This is a genomic window from Candidatus Poriferisodalis sp. (genome assembly GCF_965208555.1).
In the GTDB taxonomy this organism is placed as follows: Bacteria; Actinomycetota; Acidimicrobiia; order Acidimicrobiales; family Poriferisodalaceae; genus Poriferisodalis.
In genome coordinates this window covers 2,487,208-2,511,513 of the sequence record NZ_OZ242342.1, presented here as the reverse complement: position 1 = coordinate 2,511,513, position 24,306 = coordinate 2,487,208, and the positions used below count along the sequence as shown (strand labels likewise).

21 protein-coding genes are annotated in these 24,306 nt (G+C 66.9%); 10 read left to right on the top strand and 11 right to left on the bottom strand.

What is annotated here, in order from left to right; translation table 11 throughout:
- Positions 1-6 precede the first annotated feature (6 nt).
- The 9 genes from ACOGXE_RS11570 to ACOGXE_RS11530 all read right to left on the bottom strand — a co-directional run bounded on the left by ACOGXE_RS11570 (position 7) and on the right by ACOGXE_RS11530 (position 10,545).
- Positions 7-1,374, bottom strand: coding sequence for an amidase family protein (locus ACOGXE_RS11570; RefSeq protein ID WP_419931067.1), 1,368 nt, complete (start codon positions 1,372-1,374; stop codon positions 7-9).
- Positions 1,375-1,437: 63 nt separating this feature from the next.
- Positions 1,438-2,511, bottom strand: coding sequence for a TIGR03857 family LLM class F420-dependent oxidoreductase (locus ACOGXE_RS11565; RefSeq protein WP_419931066.1), 1,074 nt, complete (start codon positions 2,509-2,511; stop codon positions 1,438-1,440).
- A gap of 36 nt (positions 2,512-2,547) precedes the next feature.
- Positions 2,548-3,966 carry a hypothetical protein gene (locus tag ACOGXE_RS11560; protein ID WP_419931065.1) on the bottom strand — a complete coding sequence of 473 codons (1,419 nt, stop codon included), beginning with the start codon at positions 3,964-3,966 and terminating at the stop codon, positions 2,548-2,550.
- A complete protein-coding gene (locus tag ACOGXE_RS11555) occupies positions 3,963-4,643 on the bottom strand; it encodes an RNA polymerase sigma factor (RefSeq protein ID WP_419931064.1) in 681 nt (226 codons plus the stop codon). The genes ACOGXE_RS11560 and ACOGXE_RS11555 overlap by 4 nt, the downstream gene beginning before the upstream one ends.
- 132 nt (positions 4,644-4,775) lie before the next feature.
- Positions 4,776-5,987: a CaiB/BaiF CoA transferase family protein gene (locus tag ACOGXE_RS11550; RefSeq protein ID WP_419931063.1), complete on the bottom strand. Its 1,212-nt coding sequence runs from the start codon at positions 5,985-5,987 to the stop codon at positions 4,776-4,778.
- A 31-nt stretch (positions 5,988-6,018) separates the two neighbouring features.
- Positions 6,019-6,885 carry a TauD/TfdA dioxygenase family protein gene (locus ACOGXE_RS11545; protein ID WP_419931062.1) on the bottom strand — a complete coding sequence of 289 codons (867 nt, stop codon included), beginning with the start codon at positions 6,883-6,885 and terminating at the stop codon, positions 6,019-6,021.
- Positions 6,882-7,856, bottom strand: coding sequence for an LLM class flavin-dependent oxidoreductase (locus ACOGXE_RS11540; RefSeq protein ID WP_419931061.1), 975 nt, complete (start codon positions 7,854-7,856; stop codon positions 6,882-6,884). The genes ACOGXE_RS11545 and ACOGXE_RS11540 overlap by 4 nt, the downstream gene beginning before the upstream one ends.
- On the bottom strand, positions 7,853-9,247 hold the full coding sequence (locus ACOGXE_RS11535; RefSeq protein ID WP_419931060.1) for a cytochrome P450: 1,395 nt from the start codon (positions 9,245-9,247) through the stop codon (positions 7,853-7,855). Before ACOGXE_RS11535 ends, ACOGXE_RS11540 begins: the two co-directional genes overlap by 4 nt.
- Before the next feature lie 5 nt (positions 9,248-9,252).
- Positions 9,253-10,545 (bottom strand): MFS transporter, encoded by a 1,293-nt coding sequence (locus ACOGXE_RS11530; protein WP_419931059.1) that lies wholly within the window; start codon positions 10,543-10,545, stop codon positions 9,253-9,255.
- A 133-nt stretch (positions 10,546-10,678) separates the two neighbouring features.
- Between ACOGXE_RS11530 and ACOGXE_RS11525 the strand changes: the two genes are divergently transcribed.
- The 8 genes from ACOGXE_RS11525 to ACOGXE_RS11490 all read left to right on the top strand — a co-directional run bounded on the left by ACOGXE_RS11525 (position 10,679) and on the right by ACOGXE_RS11490 (position 19,814).
- Complete coding sequence (locus tag ACOGXE_RS11525) at positions 10,679-11,512, top strand: nitrilase-related carbon-nitrogen hydrolase (RefSeq protein WP_419933515.1); 834 nt, start codon at positions 10,679-10,681, stop codon at positions 11,510-11,512.
- Between the two features lie 57 nt (positions 11,513-11,569).
- Positions 11,570-12,979 (top strand): dihydropyrimidinase, encoded by a 1,410-nt coding sequence (gene hydA, locus ACOGXE_RS11520; protein WP_419931058.1) that lies wholly within the window; start codon positions 11,570-11,572, stop codon positions 12,977-12,979.
- Positions 12,980-13,045: 66 nt separating this feature from the next.
- Positions 13,046-14,047, top strand: a complete 1,002-nt coding sequence (locus tag ACOGXE_RS11515) for a TIGR03842 family LLM class F420-dependent oxidoreductase (RefSeq protein ID WP_419931057.1) — start codon at positions 13,046-13,048, stop codon at positions 14,045-14,047.
- Between the two features lie 55 nt (positions 14,048-14,102).
- A complete protein-coding gene (locus tag ACOGXE_RS11510) occupies positions 14,103-15,074 on the top strand; it encodes an ABC transporter permease (protein ID WP_419931056.1) in 972 nt (323 codons plus the stop codon).
- Positions 15,071-15,892 (top strand): ABC transporter ATP-binding protein, encoded by an 822-nt coding sequence (locus tag ACOGXE_RS11505; RefSeq protein WP_419931055.1) that lies wholly within the window; start codon positions 15,071-15,073, stop codon positions 15,890-15,892. The genes ACOGXE_RS11510 and ACOGXE_RS11505 overlap by 4 nt, the downstream gene beginning before the upstream one ends.
- Positions 15,889-16,671 (top strand): ABC transporter permease, encoded by a 783-nt coding sequence (locus tag ACOGXE_RS11500; protein ID WP_419931054.1) that lies wholly within the window; start codon positions 15,889-15,891, stop codon positions 16,669-16,671. The genes ACOGXE_RS11505 and ACOGXE_RS11500 overlap by 4 nt, the downstream gene beginning before the upstream one ends.
- A 63-nt stretch (positions 16,672-16,734) precedes the next feature.
- On the top strand, positions 16,735-17,859 hold the full coding sequence (locus ACOGXE_RS11495; RefSeq protein WP_419931053.1) for an ABC transporter substrate-binding protein: 1,125 nt from the start codon (positions 16,735-16,737) through the stop codon (positions 17,857-17,859).
- Between the two features lie 527 nt (positions 17,860-18,386).
- Complete coding sequence (locus ACOGXE_RS11490; RefSeq protein WP_419931052.1) at positions 18,387-19,814, top strand: DNA methyltransferase; 1,428 nt, start codon at positions 18,387-18,389, stop codon at positions 19,812-19,814.
- 558 nt (positions 19,815-20,372) lie between these two features.
- Here the strand turns inward: ACOGXE_RS11490 and ACOGXE_RS11485 are convergent.
- Entirely contained in the window at positions 20,373-20,879 is a 507-nt protein-coding gene (locus ACOGXE_RS11485) for a hypothetical protein (RefSeq protein ID WP_419931051.1), read from the bottom strand.
- Positions 20,880-21,111: 232 nt separating this feature from the next.
- Here ACOGXE_RS11485 and ACOGXE_RS11480 point away from each other — a divergent pair, with 232 nt between their 5' ends.
- Positions 21,112-22,401, top strand: a complete 1,290-nt coding sequence (locus ACOGXE_RS11480) for a DUF222 domain-containing protein (RefSeq protein ID WP_419931050.1) — start codon at positions 21,112-21,114, stop codon at positions 22,399-22,401.
- A gap of 265 nt (positions 22,402-22,666) precedes the next feature.
- Here ACOGXE_RS11480 and ACOGXE_RS11475 read toward each other — a convergent pair whose 3' ends face one another.
- Positions 22,667-23,233, bottom strand: a complete 567-nt coding sequence (locus tag ACOGXE_RS11475; protein WP_419931049.1) for a hypothetical protein — start codon at positions 23,231-23,233, stop codon at positions 22,667-22,669.
- Positions 23,234-23,295: 62 nt separating this feature from the next.
- Here ACOGXE_RS11475 and ACOGXE_RS11470 point away from each other — a divergent pair, with 62 nt between their 5' ends.
- A complete protein-coding gene (locus ACOGXE_RS11470; RefSeq protein ID WP_419931048.1) occupies positions 23,296-24,291 on the top strand; it encodes a molybdopterin-dependent oxidoreductase in 996 nt (331 codons plus the stop codon).
- The last annotated feature ends 15 nt before the right edge of the window (positions 24,292-24,306 follow it).

Sequence of the window (24,306 nt, the reverse complement as noted above, 5' to 3'; positions counted from 1 at the left end):
AGTCGCTCAGAGGGCGCGGGGTGGGGGCTGGTAGCCGCCGGTGAGCTCGCCGATGCGGCGGGCCAGCGCCATGGTGGTGCGGTCGCCGCCGTAGGGGCCGACCACCTGGAAGCCGACCGGCAGGCCCTGAGATGTGAGACCCAGCGGCGGCACGGTTGCGGGCAGGTAGGACATGCCGGTCAGGATCGTCCAGCGGGTCATCTCGATGTAGGGCCGCTCGATGCCGTTTGCTGGGATGCGGCGCTCGGCGAACGTTCCTTCCTGCATGTGATCGAAGGGCGGGTGGAAGCTCACCGGCATGAGGATCGCGTCGTAGCGGGTGAAGAACTCCGCCCACTTGCGGCGGCACTCCTCGCGCGTCATGTGGTGTTCCAGCCAGTCACGATGGCTCGGACCCTCGCCACGACTCGCCAGCGTCATGGCGGCTCGCACCAGCCACAGCCCGGTCTCCCATGCAGGCAACGGATCGATGGCGGGCCGCGCTTCGTGGTCGACGTTCACACCGCTCGCCTCGAGCGCCGCGACAGCCGCGTTCATGACCTCCAGCACATCGCCGTCGACCGGGCAGTAGGGATCGTCGAGCCACGCTGCGACACGCAGGCCGTTCACATCACCAGGTGCCGGCGGCAACTGGGGCACCCACGGCCCTTCGGTGCGCAACAGCACGTCGAACAGCAGCTCCAAGTCGTCACAGCTGCGGGTCAGCGGGCCGAACACGTTGATGTCCGGCTCGGTGGTACCGCCGCGCACGTGATCCAGGTAGCCCGTCGTCGGGATCACGCCGAAGCTCGGCTTGTGGCCCCAGATGCCGTTGTACGAGGCCGGAAAGCGAATCGAGCCGCCGATGTCGGTGCCGATCTCGAAGCCGGTGAAGCCCATCGCCGTCGCAGCCGCAGCCCCACCGGACGAGCCGCCGGGAACCTTGGACAGGTCCCAAGGATTGCTGGTGGTTCCGAACAGGTCATTGAAGGACTGGTTGTCGGCCGACCAGCGCGGCAGGTTGGTCTTGCCGATCACGATCGCCCCGGCAGCGCGGCAGGCCGCCACAACAGCCGCATCAGCGTCGGGAACGTTGTCGGCCAGCTCCCTTGCCCCGCCGGTCGAGCGGATGCCCGCCGTCATCAGGGCGTCCTTCGCGGTGAACGGCACACCGTGCAGCGGCCCGAGTGGCCCGCCGCCCGCCTGCGCGGCATCGGCCGCGCCGGCCCGTTCGAGCGCTGCCTCGAAGTCCCGGGTGACGACTGAGTTGACCTCGCCGTCGAGCCGTTCGATGCGTTCGATGACGTGAGCAGTCAGCTCCCGGCTCGACAGCTCGCCCGCGGCGATGGCCGCCGCCTGTTCGGTCGCGCTCAGCAGTCCCAGATCATGTGCCATGCGCCCATTCCAGCAGTTCGACGGGCGCTGTGTTTCAGGAGTGAGCGGCAAGGTGCCGCGCCATCATCCCGATCCGGCGGTCGCAGTGATCTGCCGGTAGGCATCGATGACCGACGCCAGCTCGGCCGGCGTTGCACCGTGCATGAGCACGGCGTCGCAGCCGAGGTCGATCTGGCGTCTCACGGCGGCGGCGCATTCGGCAGGAGTGCCCGCCCCCATCGGGGCCAGCCACTCATCGGGCAGCAGCGTGCCGATGTGCTCGAGCTCGGCGACTGAGGCCGTGCCGTCGATCGGCGCCAGGAACCTGGCAACCACCTCGTCAGCTCGGAACCGCGCCAGCACGTCAGGGTCCCAGCGATTCACACCGACCAGCACGTCGCCGTAGTACTGCAGGTACGTGGCGAGGCGTCCCACCGTCTTGCGCAGCGCCAGCTCAGCCGGCACCTCGTCGCTCACCACAACAAAGCAGGACCACACCGCCGCGTCGCTCGGATCGCGCCCCGCCTGCTCGGCAGCCGTCTTCACGGCATGCACCGATCGCACCACGGTCTCGTCGGAATAGAACGGGTGCAGGATGACATCGTCGAAACAGCGACCGCCGAGTGCCAGCGTCCGGGGTCCCATCGCCCCGAGCGCCATCGGCAGGTGCTCATCGAGCGTCATGTCGAGCAGCAGGATCGGAACGCGCCCGGTCGGACCGTCGAAATCCGAGATGATCTCGCCCCGGAACAGCCGGCGCATGATCAGGGCGAACTCCTCCAGCTCGGCTGTGGTGACGGGCTTGAGGCCCATGATCTCCTGTGCCACGGCGACGCCGCGCCCGAAGCCCATCGTGAATCGCCCGCCGGCCAAGCTCTGCACCGTCAGCGCGAGCCCTGCGGTGAGCGTCGGGTGGCGGGTGTTGATGTTCGTCACTCCCAGCGTGATGCCGATGGAATCAGTGACCGCGGCAGCGGCACCGCACACCGCACCCGCTTCCTTGCGATTGGGCCGTTCCCCGAGAAACGCCTGGCCGATGCCCATCGCTTCTGCTGCCTGGATCTCGGCGAGGGCATCGCAGGAGTCCAGGGCGTCACCAGGCAGCATGTAGAAGCCCAGCTCCGGAAATTCCTGTTTGGCGCGTGTGTCCTGAGGCATCCGGTCACACTAGGACCGGCCGTCGGCAGCGAGCAGCTACTTGGTGCGCTCGACGATGAACAGCGTCTGCTCGGGTTTGCCGACGACGACTGCCAGGTGCTCGCCGGCCCTGCCGATCTCCCCGTTCACCTGGTCCAATTCCTCATCGGGGATCGGGCACACCTCCCACGTCTGGTCGCCGCGCTTGAGCATCGCCATGCCGTCGCTGACATGCACCGTCGTGGCGACATCCATGATGGTGGTCTCGTGCAGCGCCACAGCCTCGCCGCTGCCGTCGTTCGGGCGACTCCGGGTCAGCTTCACCGCGGGGGTCGTGAGCTTGGGCGGACTGGTGGCCGTCCAGTCCAAGTCGGCGCTGGACGTGGCGGCGGCATGCGCGTCGTGGCGAGCCACGTCCGACCAGTGCGCCGCGAAGCCGCCCTCCAGCGGCGCGTATGGCCAGCTCTCGCGGCGGAGCTCGCCCAGCAGCTCCAGATCGGCGACGAGACTCGCTGCCCGCTCGGTCAGCGTCTCGGGCGCGGAGGCATCGGCGCACTGGTCATCCAGCCACAGGCGCTCGACGCGCTCGAGTTCGACAGCGGTATCGGTGACATGGATCCGGGCATCGAGCAGTTCCCAGCCCACCGCCGGCGGCGTGTCGTCATCAACGCGGACGTAGCTCCAGCTGTCGCCCGTGCGGACCGCCACCACCTGCCTACGGGTGCATTCGAGCGGCCGGACCACCCCAAGCACCGCGATGCGGCCCGATCCGGAGAGATCGACTGCCACCACCTCCATGTCGTCGGGCAAGCCCACCGACTGCCAGTCGACACCGTTGTAGGAGTACCAGTTGTCGGCTGCTCGGGCGACCGCGTGTGCGCCGCTGAACGAGTAGCGCATGTCTGCGCCCTCGACCTCTGCAGGCGGCTTGACGATCGACACCGTCGTGGCGAACACGGCAGCTTCCGGATCGCTCCGGCCGGGCGACGTGGTCTCCCAGTTCTCCGAGTCGCCTGCCGCCTCTTCTTCGAGCACTTCGCTGTCGGCGAGCGTGACTCCCGCCTCTGCGGCCTCCATCTGTTCTGGTGCGTCCTGCAGGGACTCGTCGTCGTCCGGAGCAGCCGCAGCGGCGAGCTCGACTTCGGCCTCGTCGGTCATGTCCTCGTCGGCCATCTCCTCTTCGACGGCGCTCGCTGCGATGCCGGCGGTCGTCGCGGGCATGGCGGCGGCCTCTGCAGCGTCGTCTGAGTCGGACATCGTCGTCGAGAACTCGTCGATGCCGCCGTCGCGCAGCGAAATCACGCCGACCAACGCCACTGCCACGAGAGCGAACGCCCCGATTCCGCCACGCGCAGCAGTGCGCCAGCGTTGCAGCTGAGCAGCCCGCGCCTGGACACCCGCAAGCGAGCCCGAGCCCACCGGCATCGACGACGCTGCGCCTCGCAACCGGTCGCGGAGACGATCCTCGGGGGTCACGACCCGTCCTGGGGGTCGGGTGCTGCCTCCAGCACGTCGCGCAGCTGCTCCAGACCTCGGCTGAGCCGGCTCTTCACGGTCCCGGCCGCGATGCCGAGCGCCTCTGCCGTCTCGGCCACCGACCAGTCCAGGTAGAAGCGAGCCACGATCACCGCGCGGTGCGCGTCATTGAGCGTCGCCAGCGCCCGATCGAGGTCCACATCGCGCGCCCGGTCCTCAGTGGCATGCGGCTGAGCCAGCAATGGCCGCCGTTCGCGTTCCCGCCGGACCCGTCGCAGCCACGACCGTGCCCAGTTCAGTCCGACACGGAAGACCCAGCCCTGCGGGTTCGCGTAGGCACTGACCTGTCCCCAGCGCTGACAGGCCCGCGCGAATGCCTCGTCTGCTGCTTCGGTGCCGAGCGCGCTGTCACGCAGCGCCATCCCGAGCGCCCGCGCCAACTCGTCGCGATGGGCCGCATAGAAGTCCTCGAACCGCATCGCAACCGCATCGAGGGGAGCTGCACCGGTCCCCGATACGCCCTCAGCGGCGCTCACCGTCAGTCCCGTGCGGATCGTGCCCGAACCCATGAGCTCTGAGCCCACGAGCCCTGAATCCATTGGCACTGAACCGATGAGCCCCGAGCCCATCAGCGCCGAGTCGAGCCGCGAGGCAGTGAACGGCAGACCTGCGTCCATCAGTGCCAGATTCATTGCTGCTATGGGCGCGCCAGCCATGCCAAGTCCCCGCGAAGACTGCCTGCCCTCTCAGACTCCCGCCGGACTGTTTCGGTTCCATGAAGATCGTTGCGCCAAGGGGATGGTCGACGCTCACCGTCGCCCGTGTGATCGCTCTTCGGCAGCGAACGCGTCCTCGATCAGCACGCCCGCTCGGCGAAGCGCATCGATCTCGGCACGCCCGGCGCCCAGCCACTCGGCCAGCACTTCGCCGTTGTGCTCACCGAGGTGAGGTGCCAGCGCCGCGGTCGTGATGCCGGAGGTTGCCGATGTCGCTGCGGAAGAGCCCGCGAACCGGTAGGGCGTCTGGGTGACCCGGCGCGTGCCGCCGTCGCGAGCGTCGATCTCGACCGAGGAGCCACGATGGACCGCTGTGGGCGATTCGTGCGCTTCCGCAGTCGTCCGAATGTCACCCCACGCCAGATTCGCAGCGTCGAGGGCCGCCAGCATCTCCGCCCGCGTCGCGAACGAACTCAGGAACGCGTTGATCGCATCGGTCCGGCGCGCCCGCTTGGTCGGGATGTCGGCGTCCGGGGGAGACGGGTCAGCGAGCCCGTGTGTCTGGCTGAGCTGTCGCCAGATCCAGCGGAAGTCGCCGGCAGTGAGGATCGGGCCATCGACGCCTTCCCATACGAGTCCGCCTTGAGATGTGTAGTTGCCGCCATCCAACCCGGCCTGGCTGCCTTCATCGGTTGCCAGGAAGGACTCCAGCATGGCGATGTCGATGTGCTGGCCATGGCCCGTCTGCTCGGCGACACGCAAGGCCGCGAGGACACCGATCGACCCGTGGAGCGAGGCATTCGTGTCGGCTACCGCCAGATAGGGCTCTTGAATCGGTTGCTGATGAATCCGCGCTGTCCGTGCCATCCAGCCCGATTCGCCGTGCAGTACCGCTGCGTACGCCGCTCGCTGCGAGTCGGGACCCTCCTGGCCGAATCCGCTGATCGACAGCATGACCAATGCCGGATTGATCTCAGCCAGCTCTGCGAATGACAGGCCGTGGCGTGCCATGACGCCAGGTCGGAAGTTCTCGATGAGCACATGGGCCTCAGCAGCCAGACGCCTGACCGTCTCGGGCCCGCCCTCGGCGCGCAGGTCGATGCAGACGTTGCGCTTGCCCACGTTCTGCTGTGTGTAGAAGCCGGCGAGCCCGGCACGGTTCACGCCCCACAGGCGCGAGATGTCGCCTTCGGGCGGTTCCACCTTCACGACGTCGGCTCCCAGATCGCTGAGGATGCGGCCGGCGAACGGTCCCGCCAAAACACGGCTCATGTCGACCACGCGGATGCCTGCCAGCGGTCTCATCGACATCTGTTCCTTTCAGCGGTGAGGCTGCTCAGCGAGGCCGGTCGCCGGCGATCGTCACCCGGAGCATGTGCCTGCGCTGGCCGTGGTAGTCGTTCAGCGCGTAGTGCTGGACGCTGCGGTTGTCCCACATGGTCAGCGTTCCCGGTTCCCACCGCACCCGGCACGTGAACTGCTCGCCGACCGCGTGGCTCCACAGCATCTCCAGCAACGCCTTCGACTCGTGCCGGCGCATGCCCGAAATGGCTTCGGTGAACGCCCGATTCACATACAGCGCTTTGGCGCCAGTCTCGGGATGGGTCCGCACCACCGGATGCGTCAGCTGCGCGTGCGCTGCGTCGGACACGTTGACGGTCATCGAACTGCGCTGGCCGGCGTACCGGTCCGAATCGCCTCGCCGCCCGTACTGACGGGCCGCTGAGTGCACCGCGCCGAGACTCTCGGCGAAGCGCTTCATGGTGTCGGACAGCCCCGTGTAGGCCGCCTGCTGGTTGGCGAACAGCGTGTCCCCGCCGAAGCTCGGCACCTCCACCGCGTACAGCGCAGTAGCCATCGGGGGGCATTCCAGGAACGACATCTCCGAGTGCCAGCCGCCGCCGAAGTTGACGGTCTCGTGGGGCTCCTTGATGACCGGCACCACCTCGGGCTCTTCGGAGGTGCCGCCGAGGTAGGGGTGGCGCTCCAGCTCGCCGAACCGGCGGCCGAAGCTCGCAATATCCGCGGCATCCATCTGCTGCTCGCGGATCACCACCACGTGGTAGGCGCACAGCGCTTCCCGGACTGCCGCCGCGCCGGCGGCGTCGAGCCGGTTGACGTCGAGCGCCGTCCCGCCGGCAGCCCACAGCTCGGCGCCCAGCGCGCCGGCGAGCGGCCGGATCTCCATCGGTTCTGGGTTCATCGCATCGTCCTCAGCGGATCGGCCTCCCGCAGGCGCCGTGCCACTTCCCCTGCTGCAAGTATCGCCTCGTTGGGGTCACGACCGCACGGGGTCATGTTCACGTGCCGGCAGCCCGCCTCGAGGTACGGCATGAAGAACTCCACGATGTCGTCCACGGTGCCATAGGGCGTGTATTTCTCGAATGCCTTGAACGGCACGCGATAGAAGCGCTCCAGCTCGGGCGCTACGCATGCCGCCGCCTCTTGGGGGCTGTCGCCGATGCCCACCCACAGCTGGATGCCGTGATCGGGAACCTCGGCCACGGCGTGCGCGACGGCACGCTCCGTCTCGGCGGTCTGTGCAAAGAGGCTCAGTGCCGCCTCGTAGTGCTCCACGGTGCACCAGATGCCCAGCCACCCGTCGGCGAATCGGCCGGCCCGGCGGATAGCGGCATCTGATCGTCCGCCGACATAGGTGGGGATGGGCGGATCGGGCACCGGAATGATCCGGGCCTGCGACAGCGAGAAGAACTCGCCCTGATGATCGACGGTCTCGCCGGACAGCAGTCGCAGCACGATCTCCAGCGATTCATCGGTGCGTCGCCCGCGCGTGCGCGGATCGACGCCGCACAGCTCGACCTCGTGACGGTCATCGCCGCCGATGCCGACGCCGAAGCTGATGCGCCCGGGCGCCATTTCGGCCAGATTCGCGAGCTGTCGGGCGACGGGAACCGGGTGCCGCAACGGCAACAGGTACACGCCGAGGTACACCCCCAGCTCGGGATGCAGGTTGGCAAGCGCCGCAGCAGTCACCATGCCGTCGTTGCCGTGCCCGATGCGGAAGCTGACATGGTCGGCGAAGAACATGCAGTCGATGCCGGCATCGGCGACCAGTTCCACCAAGTGCCGACGTTCGGCCCACGGCCGTGACCAGAGCTTGACGTCGGGCGTGACGCCGACCCGGATGGGCGGCACGTTCATGGCATCGGTCACAGCGATGCTGCCTCCCGGCCTGCGGGCACGTCCCACTGCACCGGCAAGTGCTTGAAGCCGTGCTGGAAGTTCGACAGCAGGCGCTCCGGACTCCTGGCCGGGTCCAGGCGCAGGTTCGGCATGCGCCAGAGCGACTCAGTGAAGATCGCCGACATCTGGCGACGGGCCAGGTGAGCGCCCAGGCAGAAGTGCGGGCCCGCCCCGAAAGTGAGATGGTCGTTCGGGCTGCGTCCGATGTCGAACCGGTCGGGTTCGGCGAAGACGGCCGGATCCCGGTTGGCTGCGACATGGAAGACCACCACCTTGTCGCCCGCTCGCACGGAACGGCCGCCGAGTTCGGCATCGCGTGAGGCGGTGCGGCGGAAGTGCACGACCGGCGGCATGAACCTCAGCATCTCCTCGATGGCGCCGGGCAGCAGTTCAGGGTCGGCGAGCAGCTTGTCGAGCTGCTCGGGATGCTGCAGCAGCGCCCACAGGCCGCCGGGTATGCCATTTCGCAGCGTCTCGTTGCCCGCCACGGCGAACAGGAAGAACATGGTCTCGAACTCTTCGTTGGTGATGCCGCCCTCCGCGTCGTCGGCGGCCAGCAGGATCGACACCACATCGGAGCCGGGGTTCGCCCGCTTGTAGGTCGCGAGATCGTGCGCGTAGGCATACATGTCGGCGAGGCCTTCGCGTGAGCGGGGGTCGGGCAGGCGACCGTCGGGACCAGGGCGGATCTGGGCTCGCACCTCGCACGCCCGCCGCGCCATCTCGGTTCCTGTTGCCGGATCGAAGGCGTCGGAGACCGCGTATTCGGCGTCCTGGTAGCCGATGACCCGATTGGACCAGTCGAACAGCAGCATCCTGTCCACTGAGGGCACGCCCATGATGTCGGCCAGCGTCAGCAGCGGCAGCTCGGCCGAGACCTCCTTGGCGAAGTCGGCACCGCCGCGGTCGACTACCGCGCTCACGAGCCGCTCCGCGCGGGCCGAGATGGTGGCCTCCAGCTCGGCCACTGCGCTCGGCGTGAACGAGCGCATGAGCAGGCGCCGCAGCCGTGTGTGCTGAGGAGGATCCTGGTTGAGCATCATCCGCTGGACAAACTCGAGCATCGCGGCAGTTTGAGGATCGCGGATCTGCGTCCCGCCGAGGTGGGACGAGAACGTCCCCGGGTCGCGCAGCACCCGATTCATCAGCTCGTGGGTGAGCACCGCCCAGAAGCCGGGTCCTGCCTCCCATCCCATGAGCTCCGGCTCGGGCACCCAATGGATCGCCGCGTGTGCTCGCAGCTCGGCGATCAGGTCGTGCGGCACGCCGTCCAGGTAGGTGCGCGGGTCGAACAACGGCGACGGGTCGGGCCCAGCATCGCACCTCGATGCAAGCTCAGTGTCCGAGCGGACGGCATCCATGGCGCTCAGCGTGCCACTTCTTGTTGTCGCTGTGGGCCGCTGGCGGTTCCGGTCGTGCGCTGCGGCGGGCTCGGGGGTTTGGTGATCACGAAGAACAGCATCCCGGCAGCGGTTATGGCAGCGAGCGCGACAAATGCGGTGACGTAGCTGCCGGTCGTGTCGGCCACCCAACCTGCGGCGAGCGGGCCGACGATCGGCCCGATCATCACGATGAGCGAACTCACGCCCATGATCGCAGCGAAGGCTGAAGAGCCGAAATAGTCGGCCCGCATGGCTTGCATGAGCGGTCCGCGCGCACCCCAAGCCAGCCCATGAAAGACGACGGACAGCACCACCACGAACGCGTTGGGAGCCCACGCCAGCAGCAAAATGCCACCGGCGTGCCCGAACATGGCGACCGACGCGATGAGCCGCTTGTTGACCCGGTCGCCGAGGTAGCCGCCCACCGCCATGCCGGCAAGCTGCATCAGCGGCAGCGCCGCCGCGAACAAGCTGGCGTGCTGCAGCGAGTAGCCCCGTTCGGATGTCAGGTACAGCTGCAGGTGCGCCATCACCGCGCCGACCACGATCAGGGCGCTCAGGTGGCCGAACGAGATGGTCCAGAACGCTCTCGTGCGCATCGCCTCCTTCGCCGTGAAATGGACGTCGGTGAGGCCTTCCGCGCGGACCGTCCTCCCATTGGCGACGATCCTGGCCCCGCCGTCGACCTCCTCGCCGAATTCAGCAGGGCTGCCGTCGAGGTACTTGGCCAGCCACCAGGCGACAGCAGCTCCCCCGACGCCGGTGACCGCAGCGGTCGTGCGCCAGCCGAACCACGTGAACAGCAGCACCACGAGCGGGACGCACACGCCGCCCACAGCGAGGCCCATGCCGCCGAGCGCCAGAGCGCGAGCCCGCAGCCGCTCGAACCATCGCACGATCGCAACGGTGACTGTCAGGAAACCGCAGAACGCGCTGCCGACGGCCATGACGAAGAAGGCACCGTAGAACTGCCACAACGAGTGCAGTTGGCTGAACCACACGAAGCCGGCGGCCATGCACACCGCGCCTGCTCGGGTAATGGTCTTGGGCCCGAACCGGTCGATCAGCCAGCCCTGCACCGGCCCCAGCAGCGCCGTCTCGGCGCGATTCACCGCGAACGCGCCCGACAGGGCCGTCTTGCTCCAGCCGTACTCCCGATCGAGCTCCACCAGGTAGGCGCCCAGCGAGTGCATGACGAAGGCACTCTGCAGCCCCTGAATCACTGCCCCTGCACCCACCACCCTCCATCCGCGGAAGGTGGTGCTGCGTTTGGACATCGTTACATCCTGCCTGATGAGGCGGTTGCTGCGTCGGTTCAGACCCCCTCTACAGGCTGATCTAGACTCGTTTTTTCCTCCAGCCACGCACAAGGGACTCCCAAGAGAGCGAGGAGGGCACAACATGGCACGCATGGTGACGGCCGCAATCGTGCAGACGGCCTGGACCGGCGACAAGGAGTCGATGATCGAGCTCCACGAGAAGTACGTGGCCGAAGCGGCCGCCGCCGGCGCCCGGGTGATGTGCTTCCAGGAACTCTTCTACGGGCCGTACTTCTGCCAGGTGCAGGACGCCGAGTACTACTCCTACGCCGAAGCGATTCCCGACGGCCCGACCACCAAGCGCTTCTGCGAGCTCGCCGCCCAGCACGAGATGGTGCTGGTCGTGCCGATGTACGAGCGGGAGCAGGCCGGGCTGCTCTACAACACCGCAGCCGTCATCGACGCCGACGGGACCTACCTGGGCAAGTACCGCAAGAACCACATCCCGCAGGTCAAGGGGTTCTGGGAGAAGTTCTACTTCCGGCCGGGCAATCTGGGCTATCCCGTCTTCGAGACCGCCGTCGGCACGGTCGGCGTCTATATCTGCTACGACCGCCACTTCCCGGAGGGTTGGCGGGCCCTCGGGCTGGCCGGCGCAGAGATCGTGTTCAACCCCTCAGCGACCAGCCGGGGGCTGTCCGCGTACCTGTGGCAGCTCGAACAGACGTCGTCGGCGGCAGCGAACATGTACTTCGTCGGGGCCATCAACCGGGTCGGCGTCGAGCCGCTGGGCGACAACGACTTCTACGGCACGTCGTACTTCGCGAACCCCCGGGGGCAGATCGTCGACGGGGCCGCGTCTGACCACGCTGAGGAATTGGTTGTGCGTGAGCTGGACCTCGAGATGCTCGATGAGGTCCGCAATCAGTGGGCCTTCTACCGAGACCGCCGGCCCGATTCGTACGAACCGCTCGTAGCGCCCTGAGGAGGCGGACTCAGACTGGTTCGGCTTCACAGATCGCGATCTAGGGGGGACACGAAGATGGCGACGCTCATCAAGGGAGGCACCGTTGTCAGCTCGACCGGAGCCGATCCGGCCGAGGTGCTCATCGACGGCGAGCAGATCGTGGCGGTGCTGCAGCCTGGCAGCGACATTGCCGTGGCAGCCGAACGGGGCGCTGAGGTGGTCGATGCCACCGGACGGCTGGTGGTGCCCGGCGGTGTGGACGTGCATACCCACATGGAGCTGCCCTTCGGCGGCACCTACGCCTCTGACACCTTCGAGACTGGGACACGGGCCGCCGCCTGGGGCGGCACGACGACCATCGTGGATTTCGCCGTTCAGAAGTACGGCGAGAACGTGCGCGAATGCCTCGACGAATGGATGGCCAAGGCCGAAGGCAACTGCGCCGTCGACTTCGGCTTTCACATGATCATCGGGGGCGTCGACAACGACTCGCTCAAAGAGATGGACCTGCTGGTCAACGAGGGCATCACCAGCTTCAAGCTGTTCATGGCCTACCCGGGCGTCTTCTACGCCGACGACGGACAGATCCTGCGGGCCATGCAGCAGGCTGCCGGCAACGGCGGGCTGATCATGATGCACGCCGAGAACGGCCTGGCCATCGACGTGCTGGCCGCGCAGGCCTTCGAACGAGGCGAGACTGCGCCGGTCACTCACGGCTACGTGCGGCGCAAGGAGCTGGAGTCCGAGGCCACCCACCGGGCGATCCAGCTGGCCAAGGTGGGCGCCGCACCGCTGTACATCGTGCACCTCTCGGCCGCTGAGGCTCTCGAGCAGGTGGCGCTGGCGCGTGACGCCGGCATGAACGTGTTCGCAGAGACCTGCCCGCAGTACCTGCACTTCAGCTTGGAAGAGCACCTCAACCTGCCCGGTTTCGGGGGTGCCGCCTACGTGTGCTCGACGCCGATCCGCTCCCGGGAGGAAGGCCACCAGGATGCGCTGTGGAAGGGCTTGCGGACCAACGACCTCGCCGTCGTGTCCACCGACCACTGCCCCTTCTGCATGAAGGAGCAGAAGGAGCTCGGACTCAACGACTTCCGGGCCATCCCCAACGGCATCGGCGGTGTCGAGCACCGCATGGACATGATCTTCCAAGGCGTCGTGACCGGAGAGATCGGCTTGGCACGGTGGGTCGAGCTGTGCGCTACCACTCCCGCCCGGATGATGGGCCTGTACCCACGCAAGGGAATCATCGCAGCAGGTTCGGATGCCGACGTGGTGATCTATGACCCCGACCACCGCTGGACCATCAGCGTGGACAACCACCACATGAATATCGACCACTCGGCTTATGAGGGTGTCGAGGTGACAGGTCACGTCGACACGGTGTATTCCCGGGGTCGCAAGATCATTGACGACGGCCAGTACCTGGGTCGCGCCGGCGACGGCCAGTACCTGCCTCGCGGACTCTGCCAGTACCTGCAGTAAGGGGCGGCGTTATCTCCCGGCGCAACGGCGCGTCGGGGCAGCAGATCGGATCGGAGGACTGAGAACATGGATTTTGGCGTCGTTCTCCAGACCGATCCGCCTGCCTGGCGAGTGGTCGACTTGGCCCAGCGGGCCGAGACGCTGGGGTTCACTTACGGGTGGACCTTCGACAGCCATGTGCTGTGGCAGGAGCCGTACGTGATCTACAGCCAGATGCTGTCGGCCACGAATCGCATGATCGTCGGCCCGATGGTCACCAATCCGGGCACCCGGAACTGGACGGTGACCGCCTCGCTGTTCGCCACGCTCAACGACATGTTCGGCAATCGCACGGTCTGCGGCATCGGGCGCGGCGACTCCGCCATGCGGGTGCTGCGCCACGCCCCCACGAGCCTGGCCACGCTGTCTGAGTCGATGACCGTCATCAAGGGCCTGGCCGAAGGCTGCGAGGTGGAATACAACGGCACCCGCCAGCAGCTCCCGTGGTCGTCGGGCAGCCGGCTGGACATCTGGATGGCCGCGTACGGGCCACGAGCGCTGCAGATCTGCGGCCAGCAGGCCGACGGGTTCATCCTGCAGCTCGCAGACCCCCAGATCACCGAGTGGACCGTTGCCGCCGTGCGCAACGCAGCCGCCGATGCGGGGCGCAATCCCGATGACCTCTACATCTGCGTCGCCGCACCGGCCTACGTCGGTGACAATCTCGCCCACCAGCGCGACCAGTGCCGCTGGTTCGGCGGCATGGTCGGCAACCACGTGGCCGATCTAGTCGAGCGGTACGGCGACACCGGCGGCGGGGTGCCCCAAGCCCTCACCGACTACATCGCCGGGCGCGAGAGCTACGACTACGCCTCCCACGGCAAGGCCGGCAACGTCCACACCGACTTCGTCCCTGACGAGGTGATCGACCGGTTCTGCATCCTCGGCGACGCAGACCACCACATCGCCCGCCTTGAGCAGCTGCGTGACCTAGGAGTCGATCAGTTCGCCATCTACCTCATGCACGACGCCAAGGACGAGACGCTCAACGCCTACGGCCAGCGCATCATCCCGGCGCTCAGAGACTGACCGGCCCGTCGTGCAAGCAGCAACTGCTCCAGAGTCGCATTCATCGGCGCATTCATTGGGGGCCGATCCCTCAGCGATCGACGACCCGATTGTCCGGGAGCAGTTCATCAGGCTGCAGGCCGCCCGCGAGCGCCGCCGGGCACGCACCCGCAGCACGGTCCGCCAAGCGATCGTGCTCGTGGTGTTCGTGCTGCTGCTGTGCGTTGCCTACACCGCCTACAAGGCGGTCGGAGCCGCCATCGACGACGCACAGTCGGAGTGGCCGCTGATCGGCTCGTTCCTACCCGAGTCGGGCGACCTGAAGATGCCGCCGGTACTGGACATCGTCTCGGGCATCTTCGCCGAGCCGAGGGGAGCCGGCGAGCCCTTCTGGGCGATCGTGGGCAAGGAAGCCGCCTTCACGCTGCGGGAAGCCGCGGTCGGGTTCGCCATCGGAGTCATCGTCGGTTTGGGCATCGCCATCGTGCTGACGACATCGGGCCGCCTCGAGCGAGCGCTCGTGCCGCACGTCATCGCCAGCCAAACCATCCCGCTGATCGCCATCGCCCCGATCATCGTGATCTGGGGCCGCAAGAGCTTCGACTTCCTGCCCTTCGAGTGGCAGGACTGGATGTCGGTCTCCATCATCGCCACCTACCTGACATTCTTTCCGGTGACCATCAACGGCCTGCGGGGGCTGCAGTCGCCGCGGCCGGAGAACTTGGAGCTGATGGACTCGTACGCGGCGCGCTGGGGGCAGACGCTGTGGCGGCTGCGCCTGCCGGCGTCGCTGCCCTACCTGTTCGCGGCGTTCAAGATCGCAGCGACGGCGAGCGTCGTGGGCGCCATCGTGGGCGAGATCTCGGCCGGCGTCAAAGGCGGCCTGGGCCGCCGCGTGCTGCTCGAGGCGCAGCGCTACACGACCGGGCCCGAGCGCCTGTATGTGGCGGTGCTGGGCGCCGCGGCCCTGGGGATCTTCGTGTTTGCCGTGATCTCGTCGTTCGAGTACGTACTCGTGCGGCGCAAGGGTCAAGAGGCCGTGACATGAGCAGCGCCCAGCCGCACCCTGACGGCAACGGCACCCCTGGCAACGCACCTGCCGCAGTGGACATGGCGGGCGTGTCCAAGGTGTTCAACCCGGGACGCTCCAACGAGATCAAGGCCCTCACCGGCATCGACCTGCGCATCGACCCAGGCGAGTTCGTCACGCTGATCGGGCCGTCGGGCTGCGGCAAGAGCACGCTGCTGCGGCTGATCGCCGCACTGACAGGCGTCACCGAGGGATCGGTTGCCGTGAATGGCAAGGCGGCCGATCAGGCCCGCCTCGACCGCGACTACTCGATGGTGTTCCAGCGGGCAGGCCTGTTCGACTGGCGCAACGTGTCACGCAACATCGAGCTGCCGCTCGAGCTCATGGGCTGGAAGGCGGCCGAGCGCCGGGAGCGCTCAGCCGAGATGCTCGAACTGGTGAAGCTCAGCGAGTTCGCCCGGCACCACCCGGCCGAGCTCTCCGGCGGCATGCAGCAGCGTGTGGCCATCGCTCGGGCGATGTCGTTCCATCCCCAGCTCTTGCTGATGGACGAGCCGTTCGGAGCGCTCGACGAGATGACTCGCGAGCACATGCAGAACGAGCTGCTGCGGATCTGGGCCGAGACGCAGATCACCGTGATCTTCGTGACCCACTCCATCAGCGAGGCCGTGTTCCTGTCCACCAGGGTCGTGGTGATGTCGCCCCGGCCCGGCCGCATCTCGGCGGTCATCGACGTCGATCTGGGCGAGCGCAACGAGGCGACGCGTGACGATCCGGCCTATTTCGCCTGCGTGACTGCGGTGCGCGATGCGCTGCGGGACGGTGACGAGTCGTGAACGCGGCGAAGTCGCTGGGGCGCGCGTGGCTGCCGCCGGTCGTGGCTGCGGCGGCGATGTTCGGCGGCTGGGAGCTGCTGCTGGCGCTGCTCCGCCCCGACGGCTTCGTACTGCCGCCGCCGTCGAGCATCGTCGGCGCGGTGGTCGAGAAGTTCGACGTCATCGTCACTGCCACCGGCGTCACCGGCTTCATCATCGTGACCGGGTTGATCGCCGGAGTGGCAGTCGGAGCGCTCGCCGCGGTGCTGGTCACGGCATTCCGTGCGGCCAACGAGACGCTCACACCGCTGGCCGTCGCCGTGAACGCCGTGCCGATCATCGCCCTGGCGCCCATCTTCAATGCCTGGTTCGGCATCCTGTCGCCCCGCTCCAACCAAGCTGTGGTGGTGGTGCTGGTCTTCTTCCCGGTCTTCATCAACACGGCCCGCGGGCTGGGACAGGTGGAACCCAGCCAGATCGAGCTGATGGAGTCCTACGGCGCCGGGAAATGGCGGATCATGCGCGAGGTGCGCATCCCGAATGCGATGCCGTACTTCTTCACTGCGCTGAAGCTGGGCACCTCGCTGGCGGTGATCGCGGCCATCGTGGCCGAGTATTTCGGCGGTCGTCAGGATGCGCTGGGCAATCTCATCACGAACTCGGCCGGCTTGACCCGTTACGACGATGCGTGGGCCGCGGTGCTGGCAGGTTCATTGGTGGGCATCTGCCTGTACGCGATCGCCGTCGCGCTCGAGCGGCTGGTCATGCCGTGGTACTTCGCAATGCGGAAGGCGGAATGACGCCTCTGTTCGACAAGCGAGGACAACAGAGCCTTTGTTGCATGCCTACAAAGGGGGGGAAACATGCAGGTAAGGAAAACCTTGATACGGACGCTGGCGCCGCTGTTGGCGCTCGGCCTACTAGCCGCGGCTTGCACCGGCGGCGACGACGCGGATGAGCCCGAATTCGAGCCCATCAGCGAGGTGTCGCTGCAGCTGCAGTGGTTCACGCAGGCACAGTTCGCCGGCTACTACGCGGCGCAGGCACTCGGCTTCTACGACGACGTCGGGCTCAGTGTGGAGATCCTCGAAGGCGGCGTGGACATCGTTCCCGCCTCCGTCCTGGATTCCGGCGCTGCTGACTTTGCCGTCTCGTGGGTGCCTCGCGGCCTCGTGCCACGAGAGGAAGGCACCAACATCACCAACATCGCGCAGGTGTTCCAGCGGAGCGCCACGTTGCAGGTGTCGTTCGCTGATGCGGGCATCGGTGCGGTGACAGACCTTGAAGGCCGCACGGTCGGCAACTGGGGATTCGGCAACGAATTCGAGCTGCTCGCCGGGTTGCGCAAGAACGGTCTGGACCCGGACTCCGATGTTCAGCTGGTGCAGCAGAACTTCGACATGCTGGCACTGATCTCCGGAGAGATCGACGCCGCGCAGGCGATGATCTACAACGAGTACGCGCAAGTGCTCGAGACGGTCAATCCCGACACCGGCGAGCTGTACCAGCCCGAAGATCTGCACATCATCGACTGGAACGATGTGGGCACGGCGATGCTCCAGGACGCCCTGTGGGCAGACGCCGACCGGCTCGACGACGACCCGGCGTACTACGACGCGGCGGTCCGGTTCGTGGAGGCATCGCTGCGCGGTTGGATCCACTGCCGGGACAACACCGAAGAGTGCGTGCAGATCGTGCTCGACAATGTCCCGACGCTGGGCCAGTCGCACCAGACCTGGCAGATGAACGAGATCAGCGCGCTGATCTGGCCGTCGCCGCTGGGTGCCGGCATCATGGATCCTGATCTGTGGGCGCAGACCGTCGAGGTGGCCACCAGCGAGGGCATCCTGGCCGCCGAGCCCGACGACGGCGCCTACCGCACCGACATCGCCGAAGCGGCGGTGGCGAACCTGCGGGACGCCGGCGTTGATGTCGTGGGCAATGACTGGGAGCGGATCCCGGTCGTGCTGCTGGAGGGCGGCGAGTAGCCGCTCGCACGCTCAACAGACCGAAGCGGGGTGGCGGCGGTTCGCCCGCCGCCACCCCGCTCGGCCGCGCCTTCGGGAATGCGACCAAAAACCACCGCTCGTGCATGTCCCTTCAAGATGAGCCTCGGCGATTGGCCCACAGGGGCGAAAGCACCGCAAGCTGACCGTCGCAGCGATCCCACAGGTACTCGACGGCAACGTCACGCTGCCAGTTCGGGGTGAGCCGGGGTGCGCGATGTAATGTGCCGCGCACCACGTTGGTCGGACGGCTGATGCCGATACGAGAGTGCCCCATGAGCGACAAGCCGCAACAGTCCAGCGAAGGGCGTTCAAGGTGGTTTCCCGAGCCGGTTCGTCGCGGCCCAAAGTGCGTCGCCGCTGTGATGCATCTGACACCATCGGATAGCGGTCGGCACTACCAGATCGGGCGCTGAGCCGATGCCTGCAAGTACCCCCCCCCCCCCCCCCGTCCGAACTGGGCGAATCAGACCATATGGACCGGTGACTGCCTCGACGTGATGCGCGGCATGAACAGTGCCAGCGTCGATTTGATCTATCTCGATCCGCCGTTCAACTCGAATGCCGACTACTCGGCTCCTATTGGCTCGCAGGCCGCGGGGGCGGCTTTCAAGGACACTTGGGGACTGGACGACATCAACCTCGCATGGCACGGCGAGATCAAGCACGAACAGCCTGGTCTGTATGACCTCTTGAACGCCACGCGTCGAATCCACGGCGACTCGATGATGAGCTACCTGATCTACATGGCGATCCGCGTCATGGAGATGCGTCGGCTCATCGCACCGACAGGCAGCCTCTACCTGCACTGCGATCCGACCGCAAGCCACTACCTGAAGCTGATGCTGGACGACGTGTTCGGTGGGCCGAACTTCCGCAACGAGATCATCTGGAAGCGGACTACGGGGCGCTCCGACGCGCAACGCTTCGGCCGCGTCCACGACGTGATCCTCTACTACTCCAGCGGTGCGGGCACTACTTGGAACAAGCAGTACCAGCCATACGACGCCGAGTACATCTCCGCCAAGTATCGGCACGACGACAGTGACGGCCGAGGCCCGTACCGCACCGGCGACTTGACGGGGCCCGGTGTGAATCCGAACGACGCGCCCCTAGGGGAATGGCATCCCGCCAATATCGGACGATGCTGGTCAGTACCGAGGACGGGCGCGTATGCGGAGTGGATCGACACGAATCTCATTCCTGGCTACCGGAGCATCGATGACGCCGAAGCACGGCTCGCCGCACTGGAAGCCGCGGACATGATCTACTGGTCGAAGAAGGGAACGCCAGAACTCAGGCGTTACCTTGCCGGAGGGCTCGGTACGGCGGCCGGCGATGTCATTACCGACACCCCGCCAGTGAACTCACAGGCGGCGGAACGTGTCGGTTATCCCACTCAGAAGCCGCTCGCACTGCTGCGACGCATTATTGACGCCAGCTCCAACCCCGACGATGTTGTGCTCGACCCGTTCTGTGGTTGCGCGACTGCGTGCATTGCTGCCGAACAGCTGGGCCGTCAATGGGTTGGCATCGACATTTCGCCCAAGGCGGCCGAGTTGGTTGCCATGCGAATGCACAAGGAGATCGGGCTGTTCTATGACGGAGATCACCGCGAGGACATTCCGAAGAGAACCGATCTCGGCAAGCTGCCGAAGTACAACTGCGTTGCCAACAAGAAATGGCTCTACGGAGAACAGGGCGGTTACTGCAACGGCTGCTCCACCCACTTCAAGGCTCAGAATCTGACCGTCGATCACATCATCCCCCGCGCCAAAGGCGGGACTGATCACATTTCGAATCTGCAACTGCTGTGCGGGCACTGCAACAGCGTGAAGGGCGATCGTCCGATGGACTACCTGATCGCGTGCCTCACCGACAAGGGATGGATCAAGCGGCAGTTCGACTACACCGAACTTGGGGAAGCAGCCACTTGACCGTCAACGAAGGGAGGGAGGAATCCTCCCCCTCCAAATGAGCCCGTACGCGCCCGAGGACTACGACTAGAACGACGCCAAGCGAAGGGCGGGCGAACACTCCCCCGCCCATGAACTGACGAACAAGTCACGGCACAGTGGTTCCTGGACGCTCAGCTATGGGAGGGGACGGTTCCCGTCCAAGTGGAACTATCCGCCGCCCTACACAGTCACCGAGACCGCTCAACGAAGGGCGAAGGAGTAGTCCTCCGCCGAGGACCGGGATCGAAGCCCATCGACTCGCCGTTGGCGAACGCTCAACGAAGGGCGGAGAGATATTCCCCGCCGCGGCCTCGCACGCAGACTCCGGGACTCAATCTCACGCAAACTCAGCAGCGGTCAGTGACGGGCTCAATTCCACATGGGCTCGTCGGCTTGGAACTCGGCCGTCCGTACGTTGTCCATGCTGGCACTCGCGGTCTCGTTCCCCACGGAGCAGTGAAGTAACGCCGCGGGCATCTAGTTCTAGCTAAGAGGGACCTCAGCCCGTGAAGCCATCGCCACCCATGTCAGCGACATCTAGCTTGGATCGCGCCAGAGGGCCCGTACTATCGCCTCGGCTGAGCAGGTGCAATGCCGGGGTGGGCGGTGGCAAACGTTGCACAGCGTCACATCTGCGGGCCATCCGTCGTGAATCGCGTACTCGCTGCGGTCGGCTGGATCGGGCCCGTAGAAGCGAGTCGCCCAATACGTGACCTTGCAGAAGCCGGGCAAGTCATTGTCCCGGACCACAGTGTCACTGACCCTCGTGAAGTCGAGCAGTGCCCCGTTGGCGACAGTCATTGCCGGGCCAAGCTTGCTGGCGAAGTAGTCCGCTGCCTGGTGTGCGATCGCCACCATCTCGTCCCAGTCGGGCAGCCGAGACCACCTCGGCACGTACCCCCCGGTCATCGCTGTAAACACCGTGTCCCCTGCGGCCAGCTCGGGCGTCAGGTTGTGCGCGTCGCCGGTGTCGTCGGAGTCGATCCAGCCGTCGTCGTTGATCTTGGGCAAGGTGAGCGTGACTCTGAGACACGGTGTGCTCATGCTCTCACCCCTCGCGGCTGAGGTAGGTGCCGGAACAGCCACGGTGCTCGACGGCAGCGAGCAAACGGTAGCCATCTTCGCCTCCGACCCGGGCACCAAGGCTGCGAAACCCCCATGTCCGATTGCTCTTGTGGACCGCGAACGCGGCAGCCCAGTTTCCGAGGATCCCGCGTAAGCACGCACAGGCACAGCACGGGCGTGGATGTCACACCCCACTCGTACGTTTGTTCACATGACGGGCACCGGCGAATCGGCCTTCAGAGACAGTGCACTGGGCACGTCTGCGCCGGGTGGCGGCAACGGAGCGGGCGGATCTGCATCTGGCGGGGTACGGGTGGATGCTGTGGATGTCGCCGGACTGTGCGGGGAGGGCCTGCGGGCCCGGCTGGGTGAGATCGCTCGGGCCGAGTCGCGGCTGGCGGCGATGAAGGCCGACACGTTGGGCGAGATTGCCCGTCGCAGCGGCGACGGTGCCGCGGCGCACGCTGCGACCAATGCGATGTCGGTCTCGGGCCGCAAAGCGCGCGGCGAGGTGCGTGACGCGGTGAGGCTCGGCGAGCTGGAAGCGACCCGGGAGGGGCTCGCTGCGGGCTCGGTTCCGGTGGGCCATGCGCAGCTGATCGCCCGTGCCGCTGGCGACGCACCGGTCGACGAGGCGTTCCTCGCGGAACGGTCACAGCATGAGGGCCACGACGAGTTCCGTCGCACGGTTGCTCGCCACGTCGCCGAGGTCAGCCGCGACGACGGCACGTCGGTGCTCGAGCGGCAGCGCCAAGCGAGGACCGCCACGATCTTCACCCGCAGCAGCGACGGCATGACGGTGCTGCGCCTTGAGGTCGACCCGGTCACCGGGGCCCGGCTGGGCACGGTGATCGCGGCTGCCGAGCGACGGCTGTTCAAGCACGAAGACCCATCTGCGTCGCGCACTCCCCCACAGCGCACCGCCGATGCTGTCGTAGAGCTCCTCCTCGAGCCCGATGCCAAGCGCCCCACGGGCGCATCGCTGATCGTCGTCGCCGACTACGACACCCTCAACCACCAGCTCACCAACGCACGCCTCACGGATGGCACACCCATCCCCATCGGAGAGATCGCCAAGCTCGCCGTCGACGCCGAAGTGCTTCCCGCGATATTCGAAACCACCAACGGCGACCTGCGCATGGGACGCAGCCGCCGCACCGCCACCGACCTCCAACGCGCCGCCCTTGCACTGCGCGACAAGGGCTGCGTGGGGTGCGGCATCGCGCCCGAGCGCTGCCAGCACCACCACATCGACCACTGGCAGCACGGCGGACACACCGACTACGCGAACCTCCTCACCGTCTGCCACAACTGCCACAACGCCAAAATCCACCAACAAGGCCACACCCCCCGCTGGCACCCCGGCGGCGCCACAGTCCCCGGCCAAGCACCGAACCCCGGCCACTACACACTCGAGCCACCCACCACGCCGCTCAGCGGCTCCATCACCGGCCCCAAGGGCCAACCTGAGCCGCCAGAACCGCGAGCACCCCCGCGCTGACCGTGGGGGACGCCGCCCCGGCCGCAGGAAGCATCGGACAGCTACGAAGCCCCCCCCCCCCCAACCGAGTCCTGCCGGGCAGGCCGCAGCCGGCAAGTCAGTTTGCGGACAGCAAACGCCCTGACCCGAACCTGGGAAGGATGCCGGAGTAGACGCGGCCTCGCGGGTTGCAGAGAAGCGCTTCGGCGGCGAGGCACTGCCTAGCTGGCTGCGGTGAGGACGGCGTGGCAGTCGCGGACGTGGGCGGGAAGGATTGAGGCCGGGCCTACTGGCGCAGGATTGTGTTCGAACCTGCCGCTCTGTCGCCCAGTTGCAGCACATCGAACAAGAGTTGGGCGTGCGCGCTGAGCAACGTAAGGCGACAAGTCCTCGGTTCCCGTGCTCCGGCTCGCTGCACGTACGTGATCCTCAGGGCAGTTTGACCGGAGCCCCCCAACAGACGGTTACTGCGCAGGCCCCTGTCCCACCAGCCGCCGAACTCGCTGAACGGCTGCACATCGACGAGTTCCGCGTGCTCGACCGAGTCCGCATCCACACGCACGCTGCGAAACGGTCTCACGCGAGCCGAGAAACCGCGATCGTCAATCTCGAGCTCCAATCGCATGCGACTGAACATCCACGATGCCGCCACGAACACTGCTGCCAAGGAAATCGAGACCCACAACTGGACTGAGGCAGAGACATCGTCATCAGGCGCCACTGAGCCAAGGACGCCCAAGCCCGCTGCCAGGACCAGCAGAACCGCCACCAGAATCCGCTGGGCGGTGCGGCTGCTGCCGTCGAATTGCTCCACGATGTGGGCGGGCATCGCCGGCCGGTGTTGCGACTTCATCGTCATATGGTGCCGCGGAGGACACATTGCCGTGGCACTTGCTGGCCGCGTACCGTCCCAAGATGAAGTTCGGCGCGCGACCCACAGCGCGGCAGGTGGACCTGCTGCTGGCTGGTGCCGCCACGGTGGCGGTCGGTACAGGCCTGGCGTCGTGGGCGGTGGGCACCGGCTGGGGCCGCTGGCTCACGGTCACGCACGCTCTTGCAGGACTCAGCTTGCTGGCGCTGGCACCGGCCAAGCTGCGGGGTTCTGTGCGCACTGGGCTGAAGCGCCGTCGGGCGACACGGTGGCTGTCGATATTGCTGGGACTCCTGGTGACGGGCACCGTCGTGCTCGGGGTGCTGCACGCCACCGGTGTGTGGCACGGGGTGGGCTATTGGTCGGCATTGTGGACCCATGTCCTGCTGGTGGCGTTGGTGGCACCGCTGTTGGTGTGGCACATCGTCAGCCGGCCGGGTCGGCCCGGAATCGCCGATCTCGACCGCAGGGCCTTCGTCGGCGGAGGCGTTGCGCTCGCAGCAGCGGGCGCCGCTTACTGGGTCCAGCAGTTGGCAGTAGGCGACAACCGGCGCTTCACCGGCTCGCACGAGATCGGCTCGTTCAACCCTGCGGCAATGCCGACAACCATGTGGCTCAACGATCGGTCGCCCAGGGTGGCCGCTTCAGACTGGGAGCTCACGGTCGCAGGCGAGCCGCTGAGTCTTGAGACACTGCACGCTCAGGCGGCGCCGCTGCAGGCAGACCTCGACTGCACCGGAGGATGGTGGAGCCGCCAATCGTGGGACGCGGTACCGCTGGCTGCGCTGGTGCCAGACAGCGACGCGCCCACGCTGGAAGTCACCTCGCTGACCGGCTACAGCCGCCTGTTTCCTGCCCGCGACGCCGCCGACCTGTACCTGGCTGTCGGGTATGGCGGCGAGCCGCTGCGCCGCGGCCATGGTGCCCCCGTACGGCTGGTGGCGCCGGGACGGCGGGGCTTCTGGTGGGTCAAGTGGGTGAGCCGGGTCGATGCCATCGACCGGCCGTGGTGGCTGCAGCTTCCCTTCCCAGCGGAATAGCCGGCCCGATGTCAG

Excerpts from the sequence above, each read along its gene's own strand:
- ACOGXE_RS11485 (WP_419931051.1), bottom strand. The coding sequence starts at position 20,879 with ATGAGCACACCGTGTCTCAGAGTCACGCTCACCTTGCCCAAGATCAAC.
- ACOGXE_RS11495 (WP_419931053.1), top strand. The coding sequence starts at position 16,735 with ATGCAGGTAAGGAAAACCTTGATACGGACGCTGGCGCCGCTGTTGGCG.
- ACOGXE_RS11535 (WP_419931060.1), bottom strand. The coding sequence starts at position 9,247 with ATGGATGCCGTCCGCTCGGACACTGAGCTTGCATCGAGGTGCGATGCT.
- ACOGXE_RS11480 (WP_419931050.1), top strand. The coding sequence starts at position 21,112 with ATGACGGGCACCGGCGAATCGGCCTTCAGAGACAGTGCACTGGGCACG.
- hydA (WP_419931058.1), top strand. The coding sequence starts at position 11,570 with ATGGCGACGCTCATCAAGGGAGGCACCGTTGTCAGCTCGACCGGAGCC.
- ACOGXE_RS11570 (WP_419931067.1), bottom strand. The coding sequence starts at position 1,374 with ATGGCACATGATCTGGGACTGCTGAGCGCGACCGAACAGGCGGCGGCC.
- ACOGXE_RS11530 (WP_419931059.1), bottom strand. The coding sequence starts at position 10,545 with ATGTCCAAACGCAGCACCACCTTCCGCGGATGGAGGGTGGTGGGTGCA.
- ACOGXE_RS11545 (WP_419931062.1), bottom strand. The coding sequence starts at position 6,885 with ATGAACCCAGAACCGATGGAGATCCGGCCGCTCGCCGGCGCGCTGGGC.
- ACOGXE_RS11470 (WP_419931048.1), top strand. The coding sequence starts at position 23,296 with ATGAAGTTCGGCGCGCGACCCACAGCGCGGCAGGTGGACCTGCTGCTG.
- ACOGXE_RS11525 (WP_419933515.1), top strand. The coding sequence starts at position 10,679 with ATGGTGACGGCCGCAATCGTGCAGACGGCCTGGACCGGCGACAAGGAG.
- ACOGXE_RS11555 (WP_419931064.1), bottom strand. The coding sequence starts at position 4,643 with ATGGACGCAGGTCTGCCGTTCACTGCCTCGCGGCTCGACTCGGCGCTG.
- ACOGXE_RS11565 (WP_419931066.1), bottom strand. The coding sequence starts at position 2,511 with ATGCCTCAGGACACACGCGCCAAACAGGAATTTCCGGAGCTGGGCTTC.
- ACOGXE_RS11475 (WP_419931049.1), bottom strand. The coding sequence starts at position 23,233 with ATGAAGTCGCAACACCGGCCGGCGATGCCCGCCCACATCGTGGAGCAA.
- ACOGXE_RS11505 (WP_419931055.1), top strand. The coding sequence starts at position 15,071 with ATGAGCAGCGCCCAGCCGCACCCTGACGGCAACGGCACCCCTGGCAAC.
- ACOGXE_RS11550 (WP_419931063.1), bottom strand. The coding sequence starts at position 5,987 with ATGAGACCGCTGGCAGGCATCCGCGTGGTCGACATGAGCCGTGTTTTG.
- ACOGXE_RS11490 (WP_419931052.1), top strand. The coding sequence starts at position 18,387 with ATGAACAGTGCCAGCGTCGATTTGATCTATCTCGATCCGCCGTTCAAC.
- ACOGXE_RS11515 (WP_419931057.1), top strand. The coding sequence starts at position 13,046 with ATGGATTTTGGCGTCGTTCTCCAGACCGATCCGCCTGCCTGGCGAGTG.